The sequence below is a fragment of the Streptomyces sp. Inha503 genome, assembly GCF_047215865.1.
GTDB lineage: Bacteria > Actinomycetota > Actinomycetes > Streptomycetales > Streptomycetaceae > Streptomyces > Streptomyces lycopersici.
Genome location: NZ_CP178360.1, coordinates 6,068,583 through 6,086,805, shown reverse-complemented (window position 1 = coordinate 6,086,805; position 18,223 = coordinate 6,068,583). Strand labels below are relative to the sequence as shown.

At 71.2% G+C, this 18,223-nt stretch carries 19 protein-coding genes; 9 read left to right on the top strand and 10 right to left on the bottom strand.

Translation table 11 applies throughout. The features are described 5' to 3' along the window. Positions 1-143: 143 nt before the first annotated feature. The 3 genes from ACJX2R_RS24965 to ACJX2R_RS24955 are packed head-to-tail and all read left to right on the top strand — an operon-like array spanning position 144 to position 3,624. The gene (locus ACJX2R_RS24965) at positions 144-1,217 is read left to right on the top strand and encodes a methyltransferase (RefSeq protein WP_413101944.1); all 1,074 of its coding nucleotides are present in this window, start codon (positions 144-146) and stop codon (positions 1,215-1,217) included. A gap of 26 nt (positions 1,218-1,243) precedes the next feature. Continuing rightward, positions 1,244-3,112, top strand: coding sequence for an asparagine synthase (glutamine-hydrolyzing) (gene asnB / locus ACJX2R_RS24960; protein WP_413101943.1), 1,869 nt, complete (start codon positions 1,244-1,246; stop codon positions 3,110-3,112). A gap of 47 nt (positions 3,113-3,159) precedes the next feature. Continuing rightward, positions 3,160-3,624, top strand: a complete 465-nt coding sequence (locus tag ACJX2R_RS24955) for an anthrone oxygenase family protein (protein WP_413101942.1) — start codon at positions 3,160-3,162, stop codon at positions 3,622-3,624. A gap of 71 nt (positions 3,625-3,695) precedes the next feature. Here ACJX2R_RS24955 and ACJX2R_RS24950 read toward each other — a convergent pair whose 3' ends face one another. From ACJX2R_RS24950 to ACJX2R_RS24940, 3 genes are all read right to left on the bottom strand, one after another. Then, positions 3,696-5,300 carry an FAD-dependent monooxygenase gene (locus ACJX2R_RS24950; protein ID WP_413101941.1) on the bottom strand — a complete coding sequence of 535 codons (1,605 nt, stop codon included), beginning with the start codon at positions 5,298-5,300 and terminating at the stop codon, positions 3,696-3,698. Between the two features lie 183 nt (positions 5,301-5,483). Further along, positions 5,484-6,041: a PEP/pyruvate-binding domain-containing protein gene (locus ACJX2R_RS24945; protein WP_413101940.1), complete on the bottom strand. Its 558-nt coding sequence runs from the start codon at positions 6,039-6,041 to the stop codon at positions 5,484-5,486. A gap of 284 nt (positions 6,042-6,325) precedes the next feature. Continuing rightward, the gene (locus ACJX2R_RS24940; protein ID WP_413101939.1) at positions 6,326-6,550 is read right to left on the bottom strand and encodes a helix-turn-helix domain-containing protein; all 225 of its coding nucleotides are present in this window, start codon (positions 6,548-6,550) and stop codon (positions 6,326-6,328) included. Between the two features lie 160 nt (positions 6,551-6,710). On the opposite strand from ACJX2R_RS24940, the gene ACJX2R_RS24935 reads away from it, so the two are divergent. Further along, positions 6,711-8,324, top strand: a complete 1,614-nt coding sequence (locus ACJX2R_RS24935; protein ID WP_413101938.1) for an MDR family MFS transporter — start codon at positions 6,711-6,713, stop codon at positions 8,322-8,324. Between the two features lie 60 nt (positions 8,325-8,384). Here ACJX2R_RS24935 and ACJX2R_RS24930 read toward each other — a convergent pair whose 3' ends face one another. Next, a complete protein-coding gene (locus tag ACJX2R_RS24930) occupies positions 8,385-9,428 on the bottom strand; it encodes a methyltransferase (RefSeq protein WP_413101937.1) in 1,044 nt (347 codons plus the stop codon). On the opposite strand from ACJX2R_RS24930, the gene ACJX2R_RS24925 reads away from it, so the two are divergent. Then, the gene (locus ACJX2R_RS24925; protein ID WP_413101936.1) at positions 9,406-9,858 is read left to right on the top strand and encodes a DUF6059 family protein; all 453 of its coding nucleotides are present in this window, start codon (positions 9,406-9,408) and stop codon (positions 9,856-9,858) included. The genes ACJX2R_RS24930 and ACJX2R_RS24925 overlap by 23 nt on opposite strands. Here ACJX2R_RS24925 and ACJX2R_RS24920 read toward each other — a convergent pair. Next, positions 9,848-10,510 carry a DUF4232 domain-containing protein gene (locus ACJX2R_RS24920; RefSeq protein ID WP_413101935.1) on the bottom strand — a complete coding sequence of 221 codons (663 nt, stop codon included), beginning with the start codon at positions 10,508-10,510 and terminating at the stop codon, positions 9,848-9,850. The genes ACJX2R_RS24925 and ACJX2R_RS24920 overlap by 11 nt on opposite strands. A gap of 288 nt (positions 10,511-10,798) precedes the next feature. On the opposite strand from ACJX2R_RS24920, the gene ACJX2R_RS24915 reads away from it, so the two are divergent. Further along, positions 10,799-11,692 carry an RNA polymerase sigma factor SigF gene (locus ACJX2R_RS24915; protein WP_413105946.1) on the top strand — a complete coding sequence of 298 codons (894 nt, stop codon included), beginning with the start codon at positions 10,799-10,801 and terminating at the stop codon, positions 11,690-11,692. Positions 11,693-11,801: 109 nt separating this feature from the next. Here the strand turns inward: ACJX2R_RS24915 and ACJX2R_RS24910 are convergent, their stop codons facing one another. Next, positions 11,802-11,969: a hypothetical protein gene (locus ACJX2R_RS24910; protein WP_020870302.1), complete on the bottom strand. Its 168-nt coding sequence runs from the start codon at positions 11,967-11,969 to the stop codon at positions 11,802-11,804. A gap of 164 nt (positions 11,970-12,133) precedes the next feature. On the opposite strand from ACJX2R_RS24910, the gene ACJX2R_RS24905 reads away from it, so the two are divergent. The 3 genes from ACJX2R_RS24905 to ACJX2R_RS24895 are packed head-to-tail and all read left to right on the top strand — an operon-like array spanning position 12,134 to position 13,917. Next, complete coding sequence (locus tag ACJX2R_RS24905; RefSeq protein WP_413101934.1) at positions 12,134-12,490, top strand: PRC-barrel domain-containing protein; 357 nt, start codon at positions 12,134-12,136, stop codon at positions 12,488-12,490. A gap of 39 nt (positions 12,491-12,529) precedes the next feature. Beyond that, a complete protein-coding gene (locus tag ACJX2R_RS24900) occupies positions 12,530-12,700 on the top strand; it encodes a hypothetical protein (protein ID WP_262706132.1) in 171 nt (56 codons plus the stop codon). Further along, a complete protein-coding gene (locus tag ACJX2R_RS24895; RefSeq protein ID WP_413101933.1) occupies positions 12,697-13,917 on the top strand; it encodes a glycosyl hydrolase family 8 in 1,221 nt (406 codons plus the stop codon). The genes ACJX2R_RS24900 and ACJX2R_RS24895 overlap by 4 nt, the downstream gene beginning before the upstream one ends. On the opposite strand, the gene ACJX2R_RS24890 is transcribed toward ACJX2R_RS24895, so the two are convergent. From ACJX2R_RS24890 to ACJX2R_RS24875, 4 genes are all read right to left on the bottom strand, one after another. Continuing rightward, positions 13,892-14,893, bottom strand: coding sequence for a polyprenyl synthetase family protein (locus tag ACJX2R_RS24890; RefSeq protein WP_413101932.1), 1,002 nt, complete (start codon positions 14,891-14,893; stop codon positions 13,892-13,894). The two genes, ACJX2R_RS24895 and ACJX2R_RS24890, sit on opposite strands and share 26 nt — an antisense overlap. 100 nt (positions 14,894-14,993) lie before the next feature. Further along, a complete protein-coding gene (locus tag ACJX2R_RS24885) occupies positions 14,994-16,751 on the bottom strand; it encodes a GAF domain-containing protein (protein ID WP_413101931.1) in 1,758 nt (585 codons plus the stop codon). Continuing rightward, on the bottom strand, positions 16,748-17,437 hold the full coding sequence (locus tag ACJX2R_RS24880; RefSeq protein ID WP_037955385.1) for a response regulator: 690 nt from the start codon (positions 17,435-17,437) through the stop codon (positions 16,748-16,750). The genes ACJX2R_RS24885 and ACJX2R_RS24880 overlap by 4 nt, the downstream gene beginning before the upstream one ends. 5 nt (positions 17,438-17,442) lie before the next feature. Then, the gene (locus ACJX2R_RS24875; RefSeq protein WP_413101930.1) at positions 17,443-18,135 is read right to left on the bottom strand and encodes a phosphatase PAP2 family protein; all 693 of its coding nucleotides are present in this window, start codon (positions 18,133-18,135) and stop codon (positions 17,443-17,445) included. Positions 18,136-18,223: the final 88 nt, after the last annotated feature.

The window sequence follows — 18,223 nt, the reverse complement described above, 5'->3', positions numbered from 1 at the left end:
GCTCACCAACCACTGACACCGCCCACCGCGGCCGTCCGGGCCGCGCTCGGACGGCGGCCGTGCGCCGTCAGCCGATTCCCACCCGACGGCCACTGGGGCGCTCCAGGCTGCGGCGTACCGACGCCTGATGACGAGGAGCTCCCATGGCAGCATCCGTACGGACGACCGCGGCGGACTCCGCGACTGCGCCCGGCCCGGCGGCTGGCGCGGTGCCGAGCCCGGCCCCACTCATCCGCTTGAACCTGGCCTTCGCCTCCTCCCGGATGCTGATGAGCGCGGTGGAACTCGATCTCTTCACCGTTGTGGAGGAGGCCCCGGCGACCGAGGCCGAGCTGCGGCGGCGGCTCAATCTGCACTCCCGCTTCGCCGGGACCTTCCTTGACGCCCTCGTGGCCCACGGGCTGCTGAGCGTTCAGGACGGCCGCTACGCCGGCACCGCGCTCGCCTCGGAATTCCTGGTGCCGGGCAAGCCCCGGTACATCGGCGGCTTCATCGAGGTCGCGACGCGTGTGCAGTGGCAGGCGTGGAGCCGCTTCACCCGGGCGCTGCGCACCGGCGAGCACCAAGACGATTCGCCCGTCGACGACGGCAACGAGCTGTTCCGCACCCGTCCCGACGAGGACCCCGACCGCGTCCGGCGGTTCATGGCCGCGATGGACACCCATACCGGCCGGGCCGGCGCCGAGATCGCCGAGCGGCTGGACTGGAGTGGGTATGGCTCGGTGGCGGACCTGGGCGGTGCGCGAGGCAATCTGCTCGCGCACCTCGTCCGCCGTCGGCCTCATCTGCGGGGCGTCAACGTCGACCGGGCACCGGCCCGGCCGTTCTTCGACGAACACATCACCGCCCTGGGCCTGGCCGACCGCGTCTCCTTCCTGGAGGCCGACTTCTTCCACGACCCGCTCCCCGCGGCAGATGTGCTGATCTACGGCCATGTGCTGCACGAGTGGAGCCAGGACACCCGGGCGATGCTCGTGCGCAGGGCGTACGAAGCGCTGCCCGCGGGCGGCTCGCTGGTGATCTACGACCGGATGCTCGACGACGCGTCTCCGGACCGGGACGCGCTGCTGCTCAGCCTCACCTTCATGCTCACCTCACCCGGCGGCGGTGAGTACCGCGTGGGCGAGTGCGCGGAATGGCTTCGCGAGGCCGGCTTCCAGGACGTCACCTTCAGCCCCGTACTCGACAACCACACGCTGGCGATCGCCCGCAAGTGACCGCCCTCCCCGGAAGGACAGCGCCCATGTGCGGGATCGCCGGATGGCTCGATTACGCGCGCGACATGACCGCGGAACACCCTACGGTCGCGGCGATGACCAGGACGCTCTTCAGCCGCGGCCCGGACGCCTCCGGGCTGTGGCTGGACGCCGACATCGCCCTCGGTCACCAGCGCCTGTCGATCATCGACCTGGACCACGGCGGCCAGCCGATGCGGACCGACGACCGGGACCCGGCCGCGCCCGTGATCGTCTTCAACGGCGAGATCTACAACTACCGCGAGCTGCGCGACCAACTTGTGCTTGCGGGTCACCGGTTCACCACCCGCAGCGACACCGAGGTTTTGTTGCGCTCGTACCTGGAGTGGGGGCCGGAGTGCGCGGAGCACCTCAACGGGATCTTCGCGTACGCCGTCTGGGACCCGGGCCCGCGTAGGCTCGTGCTCGCCCGGGACCCGCTCGGGGTCAAGCCGCTCTTCTACCACCGCACCGGGCACGGCCTGGTCTTCGGCTCCGAGCCCAAGGCGGTGCTCCGCCATCCTTGGGTGGACCCGGTGGTCGACGCCGACGGGCTGCGCGAACTGCTCTCGCACGCCCGGAACCCGGGGAAGGCGGTCTTTCGTGACATTCCCGAGGTCCCGCCCGGCCACACACTCACCGTTACCCCGGACGGGCACCGGCTCTCCGCGTACTGGGCGCCGTCCGCCAACCCGCACACCGCCGGGCTCGACGCGACCGTGGCGGACGTCCGGGAGCTGCTGGAGGACATCGTGGCCCGGCAGCTCATCGCCGACGTGCCCACCAGCCTGCTGCTCTCCGGCGGCATCGACTCCAGCGCCCTGGCCGCGCTCGCAGCCCGCACCGTGCCACGGCAGGGCGCGGGGCCCGTGCACACGTACTCCATGACGTTCCGCGGGTACACGGAGAACTTCCGGCCGCAGAAGCTGCGCGGCACCCCCGACCCGCCCTTCGCCGCACAGGTCGCCGAGCACCTCGGCACCGTCCACACCGACATGGTGGCGACGCCCGGCCAGCTCGCCGATCCGCTGATCAGGTCGCGCGCCATGCGGGCCCAGGACATACCGACCCACCACGGCGACATGGACAGCTCGCTCTACCTCGCCTTCCGCCATCTGCGCGAGGAGAGCCGCGTGGTGACGCTCTCCGGTGAGGGCGCCGATGAGGTCTTCGGGGGCTACTTCTGGGCCCACGACTCCGAGCTGACCAGCGCGGGCACCTTCCCCTGGGTCGCCTTCGAGCGGCGCAAGGCCGCCTCGGGTGGTCTGGGGCTGCGCCTCTTCGATCCCGCGCTGCGCAAGGATCTGGACCTCTATGGGTACGCCGACCAGCACTATCGGGAGGCGGTCGCCGAGGCGCCGGTTCTGGAGGGCGAGGGCGCCGCGGAACGGCATGCCCGCCAGGTGGGCTATCTCGTCCTCACCCGCTGGCTGCCGACGCTCCTCGACCGCGAGGACCGGCTCAGCATGGCCAACGGCGTGGAGCTGCGGGTGCCGTTCTGCGACCACCGGCTCGCCCAGTACCTGCTGGACGTACCGGTCCGCCTGCGACGCCGCGATGGCCAGGAGAAGAGCCTGCTGCGGGCCGCCGTGGCCGACCTGCTGCCGCCCGCCGTCGTCAACCGGCCCAAGAGCGCCTACCCGGCAACCCAGGATCCGGTCTACGGACGTGCCGTGCGCGAGAAGTTCCTCCGCCTGGTGCGCGACCGCGAGGCGCCCGTGGCGCCGCTGCTCGACGCGCAGGCGACCCGAGCCGTGCTGGACGGGGGTGGCGGTGGCGACGAGGAGGCGGGCGCCTGGGTGGACCGGGCGGGCTTCGAGATGGTCCTCCAGTTCGACTCCTGGATGCGGGAGTACGACGTCCGGCTCGACCTATAGCGGCCGGCCCCTCCGTTTCCCCGACAGCCTGATCAGGAAGGTGTGAGGTGCCTCTTCCATTGGAGTTGGTCCAGACCCTGGTCATCGTCGCAGCCGGCATGGTGACGGGGACCTTCTTCGCCGTGGCGGTCAGCGTCTTCCCCGTCCTGATGACCATGCCGCCCCGGCAGTACGTGGCGACCCAGCGCAGGCTGGGCGAGGGCTACCACCCCGTGATGCCGATCATCGTCTCGTCCGTGCTCGTGGGCGACGTACTGCTGGCCGTCTTCGCGGACGGTGGAGGGCTCCGCGCCGTATACACGGTGGCGGCAGCGCTCTTCCTCGCCGTCCCGCTGATCTCGCAGTACGGCAACCTACCGCTCAACAAGGCCATTCAGACGGCCGACCGGGACGGCGTCCCGGACGACTGGGCGGACCCCCGCCCCGGCTGGCGCCGGTGGCACCTGATCCGCTCGGTATTCGCCGTCGTCGCGCTGGTGCTCAACGTACTGGCGGTCGCGATTCCGGCGTAGACCGCGACCGCCGGTCCCCGTTTCCTGCGGGGCCGGCGGTCGGCCGTGCCGGTTCGGGCGTTCCGGCCGGCTCATCCCGGGTCTGACACCGGCTCCCGCCCCCGGCCACACGCCGCGTCCAGCGCCGCGCCGAGTCGCTCGGCCGTGTCGTCGCCGCACCGCCGGCCACGCCACACGATGTAGCCGTCGGGGCGCACCAGTACGGCCCCCTCGGCGGGCAGGCCGTAGGCCACGCGCCAGCGCTCCGCACGGGCCGCGCCTTCCGCCGAGGCGTCACCGGCCCCGGCCGCGTGCACCGCGAGCGGAATCCCGCGACCGTCGGCGGCCTGCTTGGCCGCGGTCCGCCACTCGGCGTCGCCGTCCCCGGTGAGCAGGACGAACTCCCGGCCGAAGAGGTCGAGGGTGGAACCGGCCCCGTTCGCGTACCCCGCCGGCAGCGGAACGTGCGCCGCCCGCGTGCCGGGGCGCCCCGAGGGCGCTGTCGGGTCCTCCAGCTTCTCGTTCCCACCCGGCCCGTCCGCGCCCTCTTCGGCGGCGAAGGCCGGTGAGTGGTAGCGGTAGCCGAGCGAGACGGTGTTGTACTCCTGAGTCCACGGTTCGCCACGCATCCGCCCGAGCGCGTACTCCATGTTCAGGAAGGCGATGGGCCGCCGCTCGGTCTCGTAGGTGTCGAGGAGCCGTTCACCGGCGTGGCCCGCCAGCACGGCGGCCAGTTTCCAGGCGAGGTTGTGCGCGTCCTGGATGCCGCCGTTGCCGCCCAGCCCGCCGCGCGGCGAGGAGACATGGGCGCTGTCGCCCGTCAGGAAGATCCTCCCCTCCCGGAACCGGTCGGCGACCAGGGCGGCGATCTCCCATGACAGCACGCTGTCGATCTCCGCGTCGAGGTCGGCGAGGCCGGTGCCGGTACGGACCACCTCGCGGCAGCGCTCGTCGGTGAAGTCGTCCGCGCTCTCGCCCAGTTCGGGTTTGAACGGCACGCCCATCTGCCAGACGTCCGCGTCTCGCCGCACCAGCACCCCGGACATGGTCTCCAGGAAGCATGCGAACACCTCCCGGCCGCGCAGCGCCCGGTCCAGGTCCGCCCGGAAGAGGATGCTGACCTGGTGCTGTAGGGTGCCGGGCCCGGACCTGGAGATTCCCAGCCGCTCCCGGACGGGGCTGCGCCCGCCGTCGGCCGCGACGAGGTACCGCGCGCGCACTGTGCGCCGTTCGCCCGAGCCGCGGTCCCGGAGCACCGCGGACACCTCGTCGCGGGACTGCGTGAAGTCCACCAACTCGGTGCCGAAGCGGACATCGGCGCCCAGTTCGCGGGCGCGGGCGAGCAGTAGCGGTTCGAGCCGGTCCTGGTCGCAGGCGTACAGCGTCGTCGGGCTGACCTCGTCCGGTGTCCTGGTCTGCGGCATCACGACCGCATGGTGGTCATCGTCCGCCAGTGCGCGGGCGCGGACGAACACGCCGATGTCGTCCTGGCCGTGCGCCCGCACCACGTCTTCCAGGCCGACCTGACGGAAAAGTTCCATGGAGCGGGCCGTGATGCCGCGTGCCCTCGGATGGATCGAGGTGCCGACGTGCCGCTCGGCCACCACACACGGGACTCCCTGGTGGGCCAGGAACACGGCCGCGGAGAGCCCGACCAGGCTCCCGCCCACCACCAGTACCGCGGTTCGCTCTTCCATAGGGATCTCGCTCTCAGGTCGAGGACAGAGCCGTGCCCTGGTCACTGGACGGTGACCAGGGCCTCGCCCGTCACCCTGCGCGAACCCGCTCGCAACCGGGTCCACGCCCAGTGGTCGTCGCCCCTGGCCCTCACCCGGCGCTGGGGCCCGATGCCCCGGGTCCGGCGTAACCGGGCGTCGGCCCTACCCGGCGGCCTCGCACCACAGCACATAGACCACGCCGTTCTTCCAGGCCAGTTCCATGCGGACCGGCCGGCCCATGACGGCCTCGGCGACCAGGCCGATCCTGACCATGTCCCGGATGCGTCGCTCAGTCAGGCAGGGGCGATCGCGCAGGGCTTCCGGCAGCGGCCGTTCGGCGAGTCCCGCCGGGGTGGGGACCAGCTGCCGGTACTTGTCGGCGAACCACTCGACCAGGATGTTCAGATCGGTGCGGCGCACGAGGTAGGTGTCCGTGGCCCCCATGGGATCCACTCCTCCGACGGCCACCCCGTGGGCGGCCCTGACCAGGGCGACCGCCTCCTCGAACCGCCCCCGCGCCCGGGAGTGCACTTGCGCACTGGCGTCCGCCGCGATGAACTCCTCGACGACCACCGCTGTACGCCCTGTGGACCGGCACCTCCGGGAACGGCTGAGATGCTCGCGGACGACGGCGAGAGCGTCGTCGGCGCCGATGATGTGCCGCGAGACCCAGGAGCCCTCCCGCCATCCGGCGCCCCCCGGGGCCGACCCGAAGGGCACGGCCCGTATGTCGACCGCGGCGTCTCGTGCGCCGCCGCGCCGTGTCAGTTCCCTGATTCCCTCGAGGAAGTGTTCACCGCACGGAGCCGGGGACGGGGCCACCCCGCAGACCGAGCGCGGGATCGCGCACCATCGCCCCAACCGGCTCAGGGCCGCCGCTTCCGGCCCTACCGCTCTCGCCGGGGGGTGGACGCCGAGGTGCAGCCGGTACACCCCGGTGCCACCCGGCCGGCTTGGTCCGCCCGGTCCGGCACCGTCATCCGCGGGGCCCGGAGGGGCCCCGCTCACTTCGCCCGCCGCCGCGCGTGCTTCTTGTGCGCGGACTGCCGTGAGATGCCGAGCGGCTCCGCGATGTCGCCCCAGGCCCACCCGAGATCACGGGCGCGGCGCACCTGGAGCGTCTCGATGTCCTCGACGAGCCTGCGCAGCGCACGCACGGCGGCGAGCCCCTTGAGGGTGTCGTCGGACGTCGCCTCGGCTACCAGCTTGTTCACTTCTTCTTTGTCCACGCCGTCAACTTTAGCTGACACTCGGGCCTCGTCAAGAGATCCTTCTTGTCAGAAGAGGTTGACACGCTTTCGCTGTAAGCCTAAGTTGACACGAGAAAAGCGTACCCCCACGCGCGGAGCTCATGTGCGGAGCTCATATGAAAACGAAGGAGGGAATCTCATGTCGCACGCTCAGACAGCGCCCGCCGTGGATCCCGGTGCCGCCGCCATGCCTCGTAAGCAGGCGTTACTGGTCTTCATCGGCCTTATGCTCGCGATGCTCCTCGGCACGCTGGACACCCAGATCGTGGCCACCGCGATGCCGACCATCAGCGGTGATCTCGGCGGCGTCAGTCAGTTCGCCTGGGTCAGTACGGCTTATCTGCTGACCTTCAGTGTGACGACGCCGCTTTACGGGAAACTCGGTGATCTCCTTGGGCGTAAACGTGTCTTTGTCTTCGCTATTGTCGTCTTCTTGATCGGGTCTGTGCTGTGCGGCGCCGCCGGATCAATGACGCAGCTCATCGTCTACCGCGCCGTTCAGGGTGTCGGAGCCGGCGGCCTTACGGTCTCCATCTTCGCCATCCTCGGCGATCTGTTCTCGCCCCGCGAGGGCGCCCGCTATCAGAGCTACGCCACCGGGACCTTCGCTGTCTCCAGCGTCAGCGGCCCCCTCCTCGGCGGTCTGATCACCGATCATCTGGGCTGGCGCTGGGCTTTCTACATCAACATGCCCGTCGGCGCGCTCGCCCTGTTCATGGTCGTCTCCTTCCTGTCCCTCCCGGCCCGCCGGGGCACACCGCGCATCGACTACGCGGGCATCGTCGCCCTCGGCGGTGCGGTGAGCTGTCTGGTCCTGCTGACCAACTGGGCCGGGAGCGAGTACGCGTGGGGCTCCTCGGTCATCGTGAGCCTCGCGGTCGCCACCCTCGTCCTCGGCGGGCTCTGGTTCGGCGCGGAGCGCCGGGCGGCCGAGCCGGTGGTGCCGCTGCGTATGTTCGGCAGCTCGACCTTCAACATCTCTAATGTGGTGGCGTTCGTCGGCGGCTTCATCTCCATCGGTGCCCTCAACTATCTGGCGCTCTACCTCCAGATGGTCACCGGAACCAGCTCGCAGAACGCGGGCGTGCTGATGCTGCCGATGACGGCGGGCATGCTCCTCGCCACCATGGGGACCGGCCACTTCATGACCAAGACCGGCCAGTACAAGTGGTATCCGGCCGCGAGCATGGCCGTCTCCTCGCTCGCGCTTTACCTGCTGTCGACCATGACGAACAGCACGAGCTTCGCTGTCGCCTCCGCGTTCATGGCCGTTCTCGGCCTTGGTGCCGGGCTGTCCCAGCAGGTCACCGTGGTGGTCTCGCAGAGCGCTGTGGAGCTCCGGGACATCGGCGCCGCGACGTCCACCGTGACCTTCACCAGGATGCTCGGCACGTCGCTCGGCGCCTCGCTGTTCGGCGTCATCCTCAACAACGGCCTCGCGGAGCACAGTTCCAAGCTCACCAAGGGCGCCTCGATCAGCCCGGAGGCGGTGCAGCGGCTGCCGGAAGCCGCGCGGGACGCCTACACCTCCGCGTATGCCGATGCCCTGTCCTCGGTGTTCCTGACGGCCCTGCCGCTCACCCTTACGGGCCTCGTCGTCGCGCTGTTCCTGAAGAAGCTTCCGCTGCGCTCCGGGGGCGGCCCGGGCCGCGGACCGGCCGGCCCCGGGAAGGCGGAAGGCAATGTCCCGCACCCCGCAAACAGCCCGGACACCTCGGCAAGCCGCGAGAACCCGGAGAAAGGGACGGCATGAGAACGGGCGGTGGTGGGCTCCGCCCACCACCGCCGCCGGAACTCGGGCTTCAGCTCCCTCCTACTCCTCCTCCCTCGACTTCAGGCCCACCACCACCGTGTGTGTATTCAGTAGCGGCTCCGACCTGACTTCCGGGAAGCCCGCCTCACGAAGCCAGCGCTCGCAGTCCACTGCCCGGTACTCCGAGCCCATGGGGCTGACCAGACGCATGTAGAGGCTGTAGAGCAGCCGCTGCTGGTCCCGGCGCTCTTCGTCGATCATGCGGTCGTAGATCAGCAGCATCCCGCCGGGCCGCAGTGCCTCGTGAGCCCGCCGCACCAGCGTCCGGCGTTCCTCGTCCTCCCAGCCGTGCAGCACCTGCCCGTAGACGAGGACATCGGCCTCGGGGATCGGATCGGTGAACAGGTCGCCGCCGACGAAGCCCACCCGGCCTGACATCCCCAATTCGGCCATGTGACCCTTCAGGTAGCGCTCGGCCGAGGGAGGTTCGAAACAGTAGCCGCTCAGATGCGGATGTGCCTCAAGGAGCGCTGCCGCCAGATGCCCCCGGGCTCCACCGAGGTCCCCGACGTCCTTGTAGCCGCTCCAGTCGAAGCGCTCGGCAAAGTCCCGGGCCACACGAGTGCTGAGGTGGTCCATCACCCCCGCATATACCTTGAAGCGCTCCTGGTCTTCGTGGGACTTGGCGACGAAGCCGCCCCGGGGCTGGGTCTCCACCTTCCCGGTGCGCAGCCCCCTCGACAGCTGCCCCCACGCCTGCTGGAAGGACGCCGTAACCATCCGCGGATAGTCCCCCAGATACACGCCCTGGCCGGGCACCAGGTAGTGTCCGGCCACCGGGGCGTTCCGGTACCTGTCCCCCACCCTGATCAGCAGCCCGAGCCCGGCCAGCGCGTCCAGGAAGTCCTTCGAGAACCGCTCATGCAGCCCCAGCCGCTCCCGCAGCTCGGGCTCGGTCAGCGAGCCCTCGGCCAAGGAGCCGAACACGCCCAGCTCCAGGGCCGCGTGCATCACCTCTGTCTCACAGACAAGTGTCGCGAGCCGCAGAATCGGCTCCGGGCCGATCGGGGGCAGGTCGACGATGCCCTCGGGTGCGCTCTCCATGTGCTACTCCCTGTGTCAACGGGTTGCTGGCAGGCACATCGTGAGCACTCGGGCTTGCAGCCCGATGGCAGGCCGCTGGCAGCCCCTGGCCCCTCCCCGAGGCAGTGACGACCGAACTGCCAGTCGCCTGTGCCACGGTCCCGTCATGGATTTCCTCAGGACCTGGCGCACGCTGCCGCAGACCCTGCTCCATTCCCTCTGGAACGGCCTGGTGGCTTTCGGCGCGCTCCACATGCCTCCGGCCCAACCCCCATCCGAACCGCAGTGCCACCCGGAACGTCTTCGCCCCGACATCCCTCTCACATCCCAGGAACGCGCCCTTCTGGCATCCCTGCGAGGCCCCGATCCCACCCCGCACACCAAACAAGAGCCCCGGCCCGGACAGTGTCCGGGCCGGGGCTCTTCGGGTTTTCGGGGGTTCAGCCGTTGATGGGGGGCTTGGAGGACCAGGCGGTCAGGGAGAGGGTGCCGTTGTCGAGGTCCTGGTTGAAGGCGACCGTGCTGTGGGAGTTGCTGCCGGTCGGGGAGATCTGGAGGTACTTCGCGTGGGCGGTCCCGGCGCCGGTGGTGGTCCACACCAGGTCGGCCCAGGCGCTCTTGCCCGGGGCGAGGGTGATCGGGTGGGTGCCCGGGTCGGTGGCGAAGTAGGTGCTGCCGTGGCGGGCGGTGGTCTTGATCGCGGTGTGGCCTGCGCCCTCCAGGGCGACCCCGGCGTAGCCGCTGATCACGCAGGTCTCGTCGCCGGTGTTCGTCACCTTCAGGAAGGTGCCCCGGTGGTTCATCCCCGCCTGGGAGGTGCCGGCGGAGTCCAGGGTGCCCCGCAGCGTGCCCGGCTGGCATTCGGAGGTCGCCTGGGCCTTGTCGGCGCCCGAGCCCAGGGCCGTTGCCTGCTTGCCGGCCTTGTTGCCCGCCTGGCTGTGGATCGAGGCGTCCGACTGCGACGACTTCGAGGACGAGCTCCCCTTGGCGTCGGACGAGGAGTCGTTGCTCCCGCAGGCGGTGAGGGCGACGGCCGAGGCGGCGGCGATCAGCGCGGCCGCACCGGCCTTACGGATACGGCGGTTGAGAATGTGGTGCGACATGACGACCCCCTGGGCTTCTGGTTTATGTGGTTCCTGCTCACGCACCATCCATGGTGTCGGCCGCCGCTGGCGTTCTCTTAACGGTCGCTGCCGATCCGCTAACGCCCGGCTAACGCCCGCCGTCACGGCGGGTGTCGGGGGCCTGGTGGTCGTCGTCGGCCCGCCGTCCGCCCGTGGGAAAGAGGCATGAGGGCATGGATGGTGGGTAGGCGGGACCCCAATCAGCCTATGCATGCAGCCGATACAGGGAGTGCGACGGTGAACGACACGGCACCCGCGACGATGTCGATGCTGACAGCAGCGGAAGCTGAGCAGGTACATGAGGTTCGCGTAAGTGACATTGCAGTGGATGGAGTTGAGACCGCCGGCCCCGTCGGTCTGCCCACGGTGGACGATCCGGCGAAGGTGGCGCCCAAGGACGCACGGGCGCTGACCAAGACGTTCCTGGATCGGCTGACGGAGCTGGAGGAGGGGACGCACGAGTACCAGTACGTGCGGAACACCCTCATCGAGCTCAATCTGTCGCTGGTCCGGTACGCCGCCCGGCGGTTCCACAACCGCTCGGTGGAGATGGAGGACATCGTCCAGGTCGGCACCATAGGGCTGATCAAGGCGATCGACCGGTTCGACCTGAGCCGTGAGGTGGAGTTCACGACCTTCGCCGTTCCGTACATCGTCGGCGAGATCAAGCGGTTCTTCCGCGACACCAGCTGGGCGGTCCATGTCCCCCGCCGGCTCCAGGAGTTGCGGATCGACCTCGCCAAGGCGAACGAGGAGCTGTTCCAGCGGCTGGACCGGTCGCCCACCACGGCCGAGCTCGCGGAGCATCTGCGGCTGAGCGAGGACGAGGTCGTCGACGGGCTGGTGGCCAGCAACGGCTATCTCACCACCTCGCTGGACGCGCCCGCGGACCAGGAGGGCGGCGCCACGCGCGTGACCACGTACGCGGACCGGTTCGGCGACGTCGACCCGGCCATGGAGGCCGTGGAGAACCTGCACGCGCTCAAGCCGCTGGTGGAGCAGCTCGGTGAGCGGGACCGCCGTATTTTGCAGATGCGGTTCGGCGAGGAGATGACGCAGTCGGAGATCGGCACCGAGCTCGGCGTCTCCCAGATGCATGTCTCCCGGCTGCTCAGCCGTTCGCTCGGCCGGCTGCGGCGGGGATTGCTCGCCGAGGAGTAGTAGGCCGCTGATCACAACTGAACACGACCGAACCGAAGGGGCCCGGCCGGAGAAATCTCCGGCCGGGCCCCTTCGGTCCGCGCCGCGGCCCATCTGTGCCGTCTTCGGGCTACCAGCGGTACCACCGTCCTCGCCGTCCGCCGACTGTCGGCCGGGCGATGAAGCCGATCAGCCAGACGGCGAGCACGATGACCGCGATCCACCACAGGGCCTTCAGGGCGAATCCGGCGCCGAAGAGCAGCAGCGCGAGAAGAAGAACGACAAGCAGGGGGACCATGATTACCAACCTCCTCGCCGCGCCGGGTACCCCATCGCGAATCCGGCACACCTGATCAATTCATGCTGTTTCGAACACTCGGTTACTCCTGGTGGCCGGATGGCGTGGCGTCCCGCGATGAGCGGAGGCAGGCTGGAAGGGCAGAGGTCAGAGGGTGATACGTCATGATCCAGCCAGCCGATATCCGTGAGTGGCGCGACCAGGATGTCGTCGATGAGCAGGGCCGCAAGATCGGGGTGCTCGAGGCGATCTACGTGGCCACGTCCACCGACGAACCCGCCATGGCCACCGTCCGCACCGGACTGCCCACCCGTCACCGTCTGGTGTTCGTCCCCGTGGACGACGCGGTGGTCGGGCCGGGTTATGTGAAGGTCTCCTACAGGCGGTCGCTGGTGAAGAAGGCACCCTCGCTCGGCGTGGACGATGTGCTGCCCGCGGAGCAGGAGGGGGCGATCTTCCAGCACTACGGGAAGACGTACCAGTCGGGTCCGGGCGGCGGGCGGCAGCTCGCGCGCCGCTGATGGCCGAGGACGCTTGACGATCGAGGAGAGGTGTCGGCGGTGGCGCTCTTCCTGTTCCTGGTGATCGTGGCCATCGCGCTCGGCCTCATCGGCTGGGTGGTGCACGGTCTTGGCTATCTGCTGATCATCGGCGTGGTGGTACTGGTGGTCGACATCGTCCTCGGGCTGGTGCGGCTGGTACGGCGGGGCCAGCGGCGTCGGCTCCGATGACGGGACGCGCCGAGGCCCGCGTTCCCTTCGGGGCGCATGCCGTCCCGTACGCCCCCGGCACGCTCCGGCCCTCCTGCGACGACGACCCGGCGGCGGCCGACCGGCGGGTCCTGGACCTCTACGAGCTGTGGAAGGCGTACTTCCTTCGGTCGGGCGACGAGGCGGGCGGCCGGGGCAGGTGCGCGGTGTTCACCCCCGACGCGGCGCACCCGTTCGTGGCCGAGGCCCAGGGCTACGGAATGGTGATCACCGCGCTGATGGCGGGCGCCGACCCCGACGCCCACGCCCTCTTCGACGGCATCCTCCGGCATGTCCTGGCCCACCCCTCCGTGAACCACCCCGATCTGCACGCCGCTCAGCAGGACGCCGACGGCCGGGACGTCGGTGGACGGGACTCGGCGACCGACGGCGACCTCGACATCGCGTACGGACTGCTGCTCGCGGCCCGGCAGTGGGGCGGCGGCCACAACAGCCACGACGGCCACAGCGACTACGACTACGAGGCGCTCGCCATGCGGCGGATCGACGCCGTCATGGAGTGCGAGGTGCACCCCACCACCCGGCTGACCAAGCTCGGCGACTGGTCGTCGGGCCGCTATGACGAGGTCTCCCGTACGTCGGACTGGATGCCGGACCACTTCCGGGCGTTCCGCGCGGCCACGGGCGATCCGCGGTGGGACGAAGTGCTGGACGCGCATCTGTCGCTGGCCGGGGAGCTGCGTGCCCGCCATGCCCCGGCCACCGGGCTGCTCCCCGACTTCGTGGTGGACACCACGTCCGGCGAGCCGAGGCCCGCGCCGGGTCAGGTCCTGGAGAGCCCGCACGACGGCGACTACCACTGGAACGCCTGCCGCGTCCCCTGGCGGCTCGGCGCCGACGCGGTGACCAGCGGCGACGCGCGCACCCGGGCGGCCGTGCGCGGGCTCAGCCGCTGGGCGAGGGCGGCGACGGGCGGCGATCCCGGGCGGATCAGGAGCGGATACCGGCTCGACGGCACGGCCTATGGGGACCCGGGGTCGCCCGCCTTCTTCGCGCCCTTCGCGGTCGCCGCGCTGACGGGGGACGACGGCGAGCGGGAGCGTGCCGCGGCGCAGGGCTGGCTGGACGCGCTGTGGGCCCGGATGTGCGCCTCCCCGCCCGATCCTGCCCGCGCCTACGAGGCCGGGGTGCGGCTCCAGTCGATGCTGGTGGTCAGCCACAACTACTGGGTGCCGTAGGCGCGGCCACCGTCTCGCACAGCGACTCCAGGGCGTCCCGCGCCGGGCAGTCGGGCAGCGTGGACAGGGCGGCGCGGGCCGCGTCGGCCTGACGGGCGGTCTCCTCGCGGGCCCGGTCCAGGACCGGATGGGTGCGCAGCCGCGCCACGGCCGCCGAGTACCCCGCCCGCTCGGCGGGCCCGGTGAGCAGCTCGTACAGCTCCCGGTCCGCGAGGCCCGCGAGGTCGGCGAGGCCCGCAGGGTCCCCGGGGCCCGCGGCCCCCGCCAGCAGCAGGACGGGCAGGGTGAGGCGGCGGGCGGTGGGGGTCGCCACCTCGTCGGCGAGATGGCTCGCCACGCCAAGCCGTTCGCCGTACCGCGCGAGGGCGTCCGCGACGCTCGGGTCCGCGCCCGAGGCCAGCGCGCCCAGCCGTCCGGAGACGGCGGTCAGTGAGCCGGTCCGGCTCGCCAGCACGTCCAGATGGTGCTCGACGGGGTCGCGGCCGTCGCGCGGTCCGGTCGTCTCCAGGATCTGGCCGGTGACCTGCCGCCGGAACGCCTGGGCCTGGATCCGTACGGCCTCCGGCCCCAGGTCGGCCAGGATGTGCGAGGCGCGGGCGAAGAGGAAGTCGCCGGTGAGCACCGCCACCGTGTTGTCCCAGTTGGCGTCCGGGCGCGGGGCGTCACGCCGTACGGCGGCCTCGTCCCGGACGCCGTCGTGGTAGTGCGTGGCCAGATCGGTCAGTTCGACGACCACGGCGGCGGGCACCACGCCCGGGGCGCCGGGGTCGCCGAACCGCGCCGCCAGCAGCACCAGCAGCGGCCGGAGCCGTCGCCCGGCCGTGCGCGTCAGCTCCCGCGCGGCCTCGGTGATGAACGGCACATCGCTCTTGGTGGCCCGCAACAGGCCCTCTTCCACCGCCGCTTGGCCGGCCCGGAGGCCGTCCGCCAGCGCGTGGTCCCGCACGGTCGGCTGCATGGACAGAGTCGGCTGCATGGACAGAAATGTCTCATATGTCGTCAGTGGCGGGCTTGACGGCGTGTCATCGGCGGCTGGTTTCAGGACGTCGTCGGCAAGTGGTCCCGGGGCGCCGGGGTCAGGGGTCCGGCGCGGCCGGGATCCTTGCCCGGATGCGGCTTCCCTGCCCGGGGCGGCTGTCCACGTTGAGCGTGCCGCCCACCTCGCGGGCCCGCTCCCGCATGGAGAGCAGCCCGAGATGGCCGGGGAAGGAGCCCTTGCAGTCGAAGCCCACGCCGTCGTCGGCGACCGTCAAGGTGACGGCGCCCGGTTCGTTGAGCAGATGCAGCCGTACGTTCCGGGCCTGCGAATGCTTGGCGACGTTGTGCAGCGACTCCTGGGCGATCCGGTACAGGGCGTGCTTGGCCTCCGGTGTGGTCTCCGGTTCGGCGTCCAGCTTCGCCTCGGTGGCGATCCCGTACCGGGCCCGGAGCGCCTCGACATGCTGGGTGAGCGCGGCCACCAGGCCCTCGGTCTCCAGCGATTCGGGCCGCAGCCGGCACAGCAGGGTGCGGGTCTCGGCGATCGCGGCGTCCGCGAGCCGCCGTATGTACTCGATGGGCTCGGCGAGTTCGGCCAGCTCGGCGAGGTCCACGACCTCCCCGGCGGTCTCGTGCCCCGCCACCGGATCGATCCGGCCCGGCGCTTCCGCGTGACTCACCGCCCCGGTCCGGCCCGCCACCGGCTCCGCGCCGTCGATGTCGCGCTCCAGCATCTCGCGGGCCGTACGGGCGCCCAGCGCGATGCCGTAGAGCGCCTGTGAGACCGAGTCGTGGAGCTCGCGCGAGATGCGATGCCGCTCCTCATGGACGGCCTTGTCCTGGGAGGCCGCCCGCTGCCGGTCGTTCTCCACCGCGCAGGACGCGTGCCCCGCGATCACCTCCAGGAGCGTGATGTCCGCCTCGCCGGGGTCGCGGCCGGGCGGGAAGTGGCAGCACATCGCGCCGATCGCGGTGGATTCGCGCAGCAGCGGCCAGGCGGCCACCGCGCCCCGCGCCGGGCCCTCGCCGTCCGCGCCCGTACGGCCGCCGCCGTGGATGACGGGCGCGGCCCCGCCGATCGCCTCCAGCGCCGGTTTGCGCGACGGCGGGGTGTGGCCGTGGCCGCCGCCAACCAGGCGCAGATTCGCCGATGGGCCGGGCTCCAGCAGATAGACCGTGCAGCTCGCGGCGCCGGTACGGGCCACCGCGCCCGCGGCCAGGGAGTCCAGGGTCCGCCGTACGCAGGGGCCGGAGGAACGGGGGAACACCGAGGGGCCGGACGAGCCCCCGGAACCGTTGGTGCCCGGTCCGGCCGCCGCCGACGCCAGCCGCCGCAGATGCTCCCGGTGCCGGATCTGGGCGACCGCATGGCCCGCGGCCGCCGCGAAGAGCCCCACGGTGCCCACATCGGCGTGGGTGAGCCGCCGCCCCCCGCCGCGGTTCGCCACCTCGATCACCCCCACCGGATGGCCGCGCACCAGCAGCGGCGCGTCCAGCACCGAGGCGGGGACCGCGTGCCGGGGGTCCCGGCCGCGTCGGCGCGGCCGCCGTTCGTCGCCGGAGACCGTGGGCCGTCCGGCGCGGATCGCCTGGCGGGCGGGGGAGGAGCCGCCGGGGGTCAGCGGTCCGCTCGGCGCGGTCCACGGAGCTCCGTCGGTGGCCCGTATCGTCAGGACGTCGCCCGGCTCCAGCACCATCACCCGGGCCATATCGGCGCCCAGGAGCTCGCGCACCCGGCGGGCGATCAGCCGGAGCGTGGCATCGGCGGTCTCGCCCGCCAGGATGTGTTGGGTGACCTCGGCGAGCGCGGTGGCGCTCCGTCTCCGCCGGGTCGGGGTCCACCGTGTACTGATCACGCCGACCACCACTGCTCCCTCGTCGTCGACTCCACTGCTTCCGGAGGGGTGAGCTCACCCGCGGGCACCAGGCCGGACTGCACCGCGTAGACCGCCGCCTGGGTCCGGCTGTGCACCCCGAGCTTGGTCAGGATGTGGCTCACATACGTCTTCACCGTCTGCTGGCCGATCCGCAGATCGTGGGCGATCTCCTTGTTGGCCTTGCCGCGCGCGAGCATGGTCAGCACCTCGGTCTCCCGCTCGGTGAGCTGCTCAGGGCCGCTTGGCTCCCTGACCTGGCCCATCAGCCGGGAGATCGCGGCGGGGGAGACATGGATCTGGCCCGCGGCCGCGGCCTTCACCGCGTTGCGGAGGTCATCGGCCTCGGCGTTCTTCAGCAGGAAGCCGATGGCGCCCGCCCGGACCGCGCCCATGACCATGGCGTCGTCGAGGGAGCTGGTCAGCGCCACCACCTCGACCTCGGGGAGGTCCTGGCGGATCTCCGCCGTGGCCGATACGCCGTCCATCACCGGCATCAGCAGATCCATCAGGACGACGTCGGGGCACAGCTCCCGGGCCAGCCGGACGGCCTCCCGCCCGTTGGTCGTCTCGCCGACCACCTTGATGTCGTTGTCGAGGCCAAGGATCATGCGCAGGCCCTGCCGGACCACCGCATGGTCGTCTGCGATCAGCACGCGAAGCGCCACTTGGTTCACCTGCCCATGGAGTACCCCGCCGCACGAGCGGAGGCATACGCGGAAACGGTCGCGATCAGCGGTTCGAAGAGGGGGAGGGCCAGCAGGACGAGGACGCCCGCCGCCCATCCGCCCAGGACGTCACTCACCCAGTGGGTGCCCAGATAGACGGTGGTCAGACCGACGCCGACGGCCATTACGCAGGCGACCAGCGCGCCCGTCCGCCGGTGGTGACCGGCGAGATAGGCGAGGGTGCCCCAGACGACGACGGCGTTCGCGGTGTGACCGGAGGGGAGGACCATGCCGCCGTGGAAGAGCTCGGCGGACCCGGGGGTCCGGGCGTCGTACGGGCCCAGCCGCCCGGTGAGGACCTTGACGGCGCCGACGCTCGCGTTGAGCAGCAGCAGCGCCACGCCCAGGACCAGCGGCGGACGCGGGCTCCGGGTCCGGCCGCCGCGCCAGACGGCCCAGGCCAGGGCGGCCAGGGCGGTGGGGCCGCGCTGGCCCGCGATGACGAAGGCGTCCAGCGCCGGCCGGACCCGCGGCCACTGTTCGTACGGCTTGAACAGGGCCACCTGCCAGTCGAACCGGACGAGCGGCGAGCCGGTGAGGACGGCCGTGAGGACCGCCGCGTAACAGGCGGCGGCCACCAGGAAGGCGATCGTGTGCCCGCGGCTCAGCGGGCATCGGATCCGTCCAGGGACTCGCATGAGGAGGGAACCCGCCTCGCGGGCTCCGCGATTCCATCCGAAGGGGGATTTTCTGCCCCATTTGGCCCCCGGCTGCCGCGCCCCGGTT

What these genes read in the sequence shown, in the direction of transcription:
- ACJX2R_RS24965 (WP_413101944.1), top strand. Translation starts at nt 144, where the DNA reads ATGGCAGCATCCGTACGGACGACCGCGGCGGACTCCGCGACTGCGCCC.
- asnB (WP_413101943.1), top strand. Translation starts at nt 1,244, where the DNA reads ATGTGCGGGATCGCCGGATGGCTCGATTACGCGCGCGACATGACCGCG.
- ACJX2R_RS24950 (WP_413101941.1), bottom strand. Translation starts at nt 5,300, where the DNA reads ATGGAAGAGCGAACCGCGGTACTGGTGGTGGGCGGGAGCCTGGTCGGG.
- ACJX2R_RS24935 (WP_413101938.1), top strand. Translation starts at nt 6,711, where the DNA reads ATGTCGCACGCTCAGACAGCGCCCGCCGTGGATCCCGGTGCCGCCGCC.
- ACJX2R_RS24925 (WP_413101936.1), top strand. Translation starts at nt 9,406, where the DNA reads ATGCCCTCGGGTGCGCTCTCCATGTGCTACTCCCTGTGTCAACGGGTT.
- ACJX2R_RS24930 (WP_413101937.1), bottom strand. Translation starts at nt 9,428, where the DNA reads ATGGAGAGCGCACCCGAGGGCATCGTCGACCTGCCCCCGATCGGCCCG.
- ACJX2R_RS24920 (WP_413101935.1), bottom strand. Translation starts at nt 10,510, where the DNA reads ATGTCGCACCACATTCTCAACCGCCGTATCCGTAAGGCCGGTGCGGCC.
- ACJX2R_RS24915 (WP_413105946.1), top strand. Translation starts at nt 10,799, where the DNA reads ATGCTGACAGCAGCGGAAGCTGAGCAGGTACATGAGGTTCGCGTAAGT.
- ACJX2R_RS24910 (WP_020870302.1), bottom strand. Translation starts at nt 11,969, where the DNA reads ATGGTCCCCCTGCTTGTCGTTCTTCTTCTCGCGCTGCTGCTCTTCGGC.
- ACJX2R_RS24905 (WP_413101934.1), top strand. Translation starts at nt 12,134, where the DNA reads ATGATCCAGCCAGCCGATATCCGTGAGTGGCGCGACCAGGATGTCGTC.
- ACJX2R_RS24895 (WP_413101933.1), top strand. Translation starts at nt 12,697, where the DNA reads ATGACGGGACGCGCCGAGGCCCGCGTTCCCTTCGGGGCGCATGCCGTC.
- ACJX2R_RS24890 (WP_413101932.1), bottom strand. Translation starts at nt 14,893, where the DNA reads ATGCAGCCGACTCTGTCCATGCAGCCGACCGTGCGGGACCACGCGCTG.
- ACJX2R_RS24875 (WP_413101930.1), bottom strand. Translation starts at nt 18,135, where the DNA reads ATGCGAGTCCCTGGACGGATCCGATGCCCGCTGAGCCGCGGGCACACG.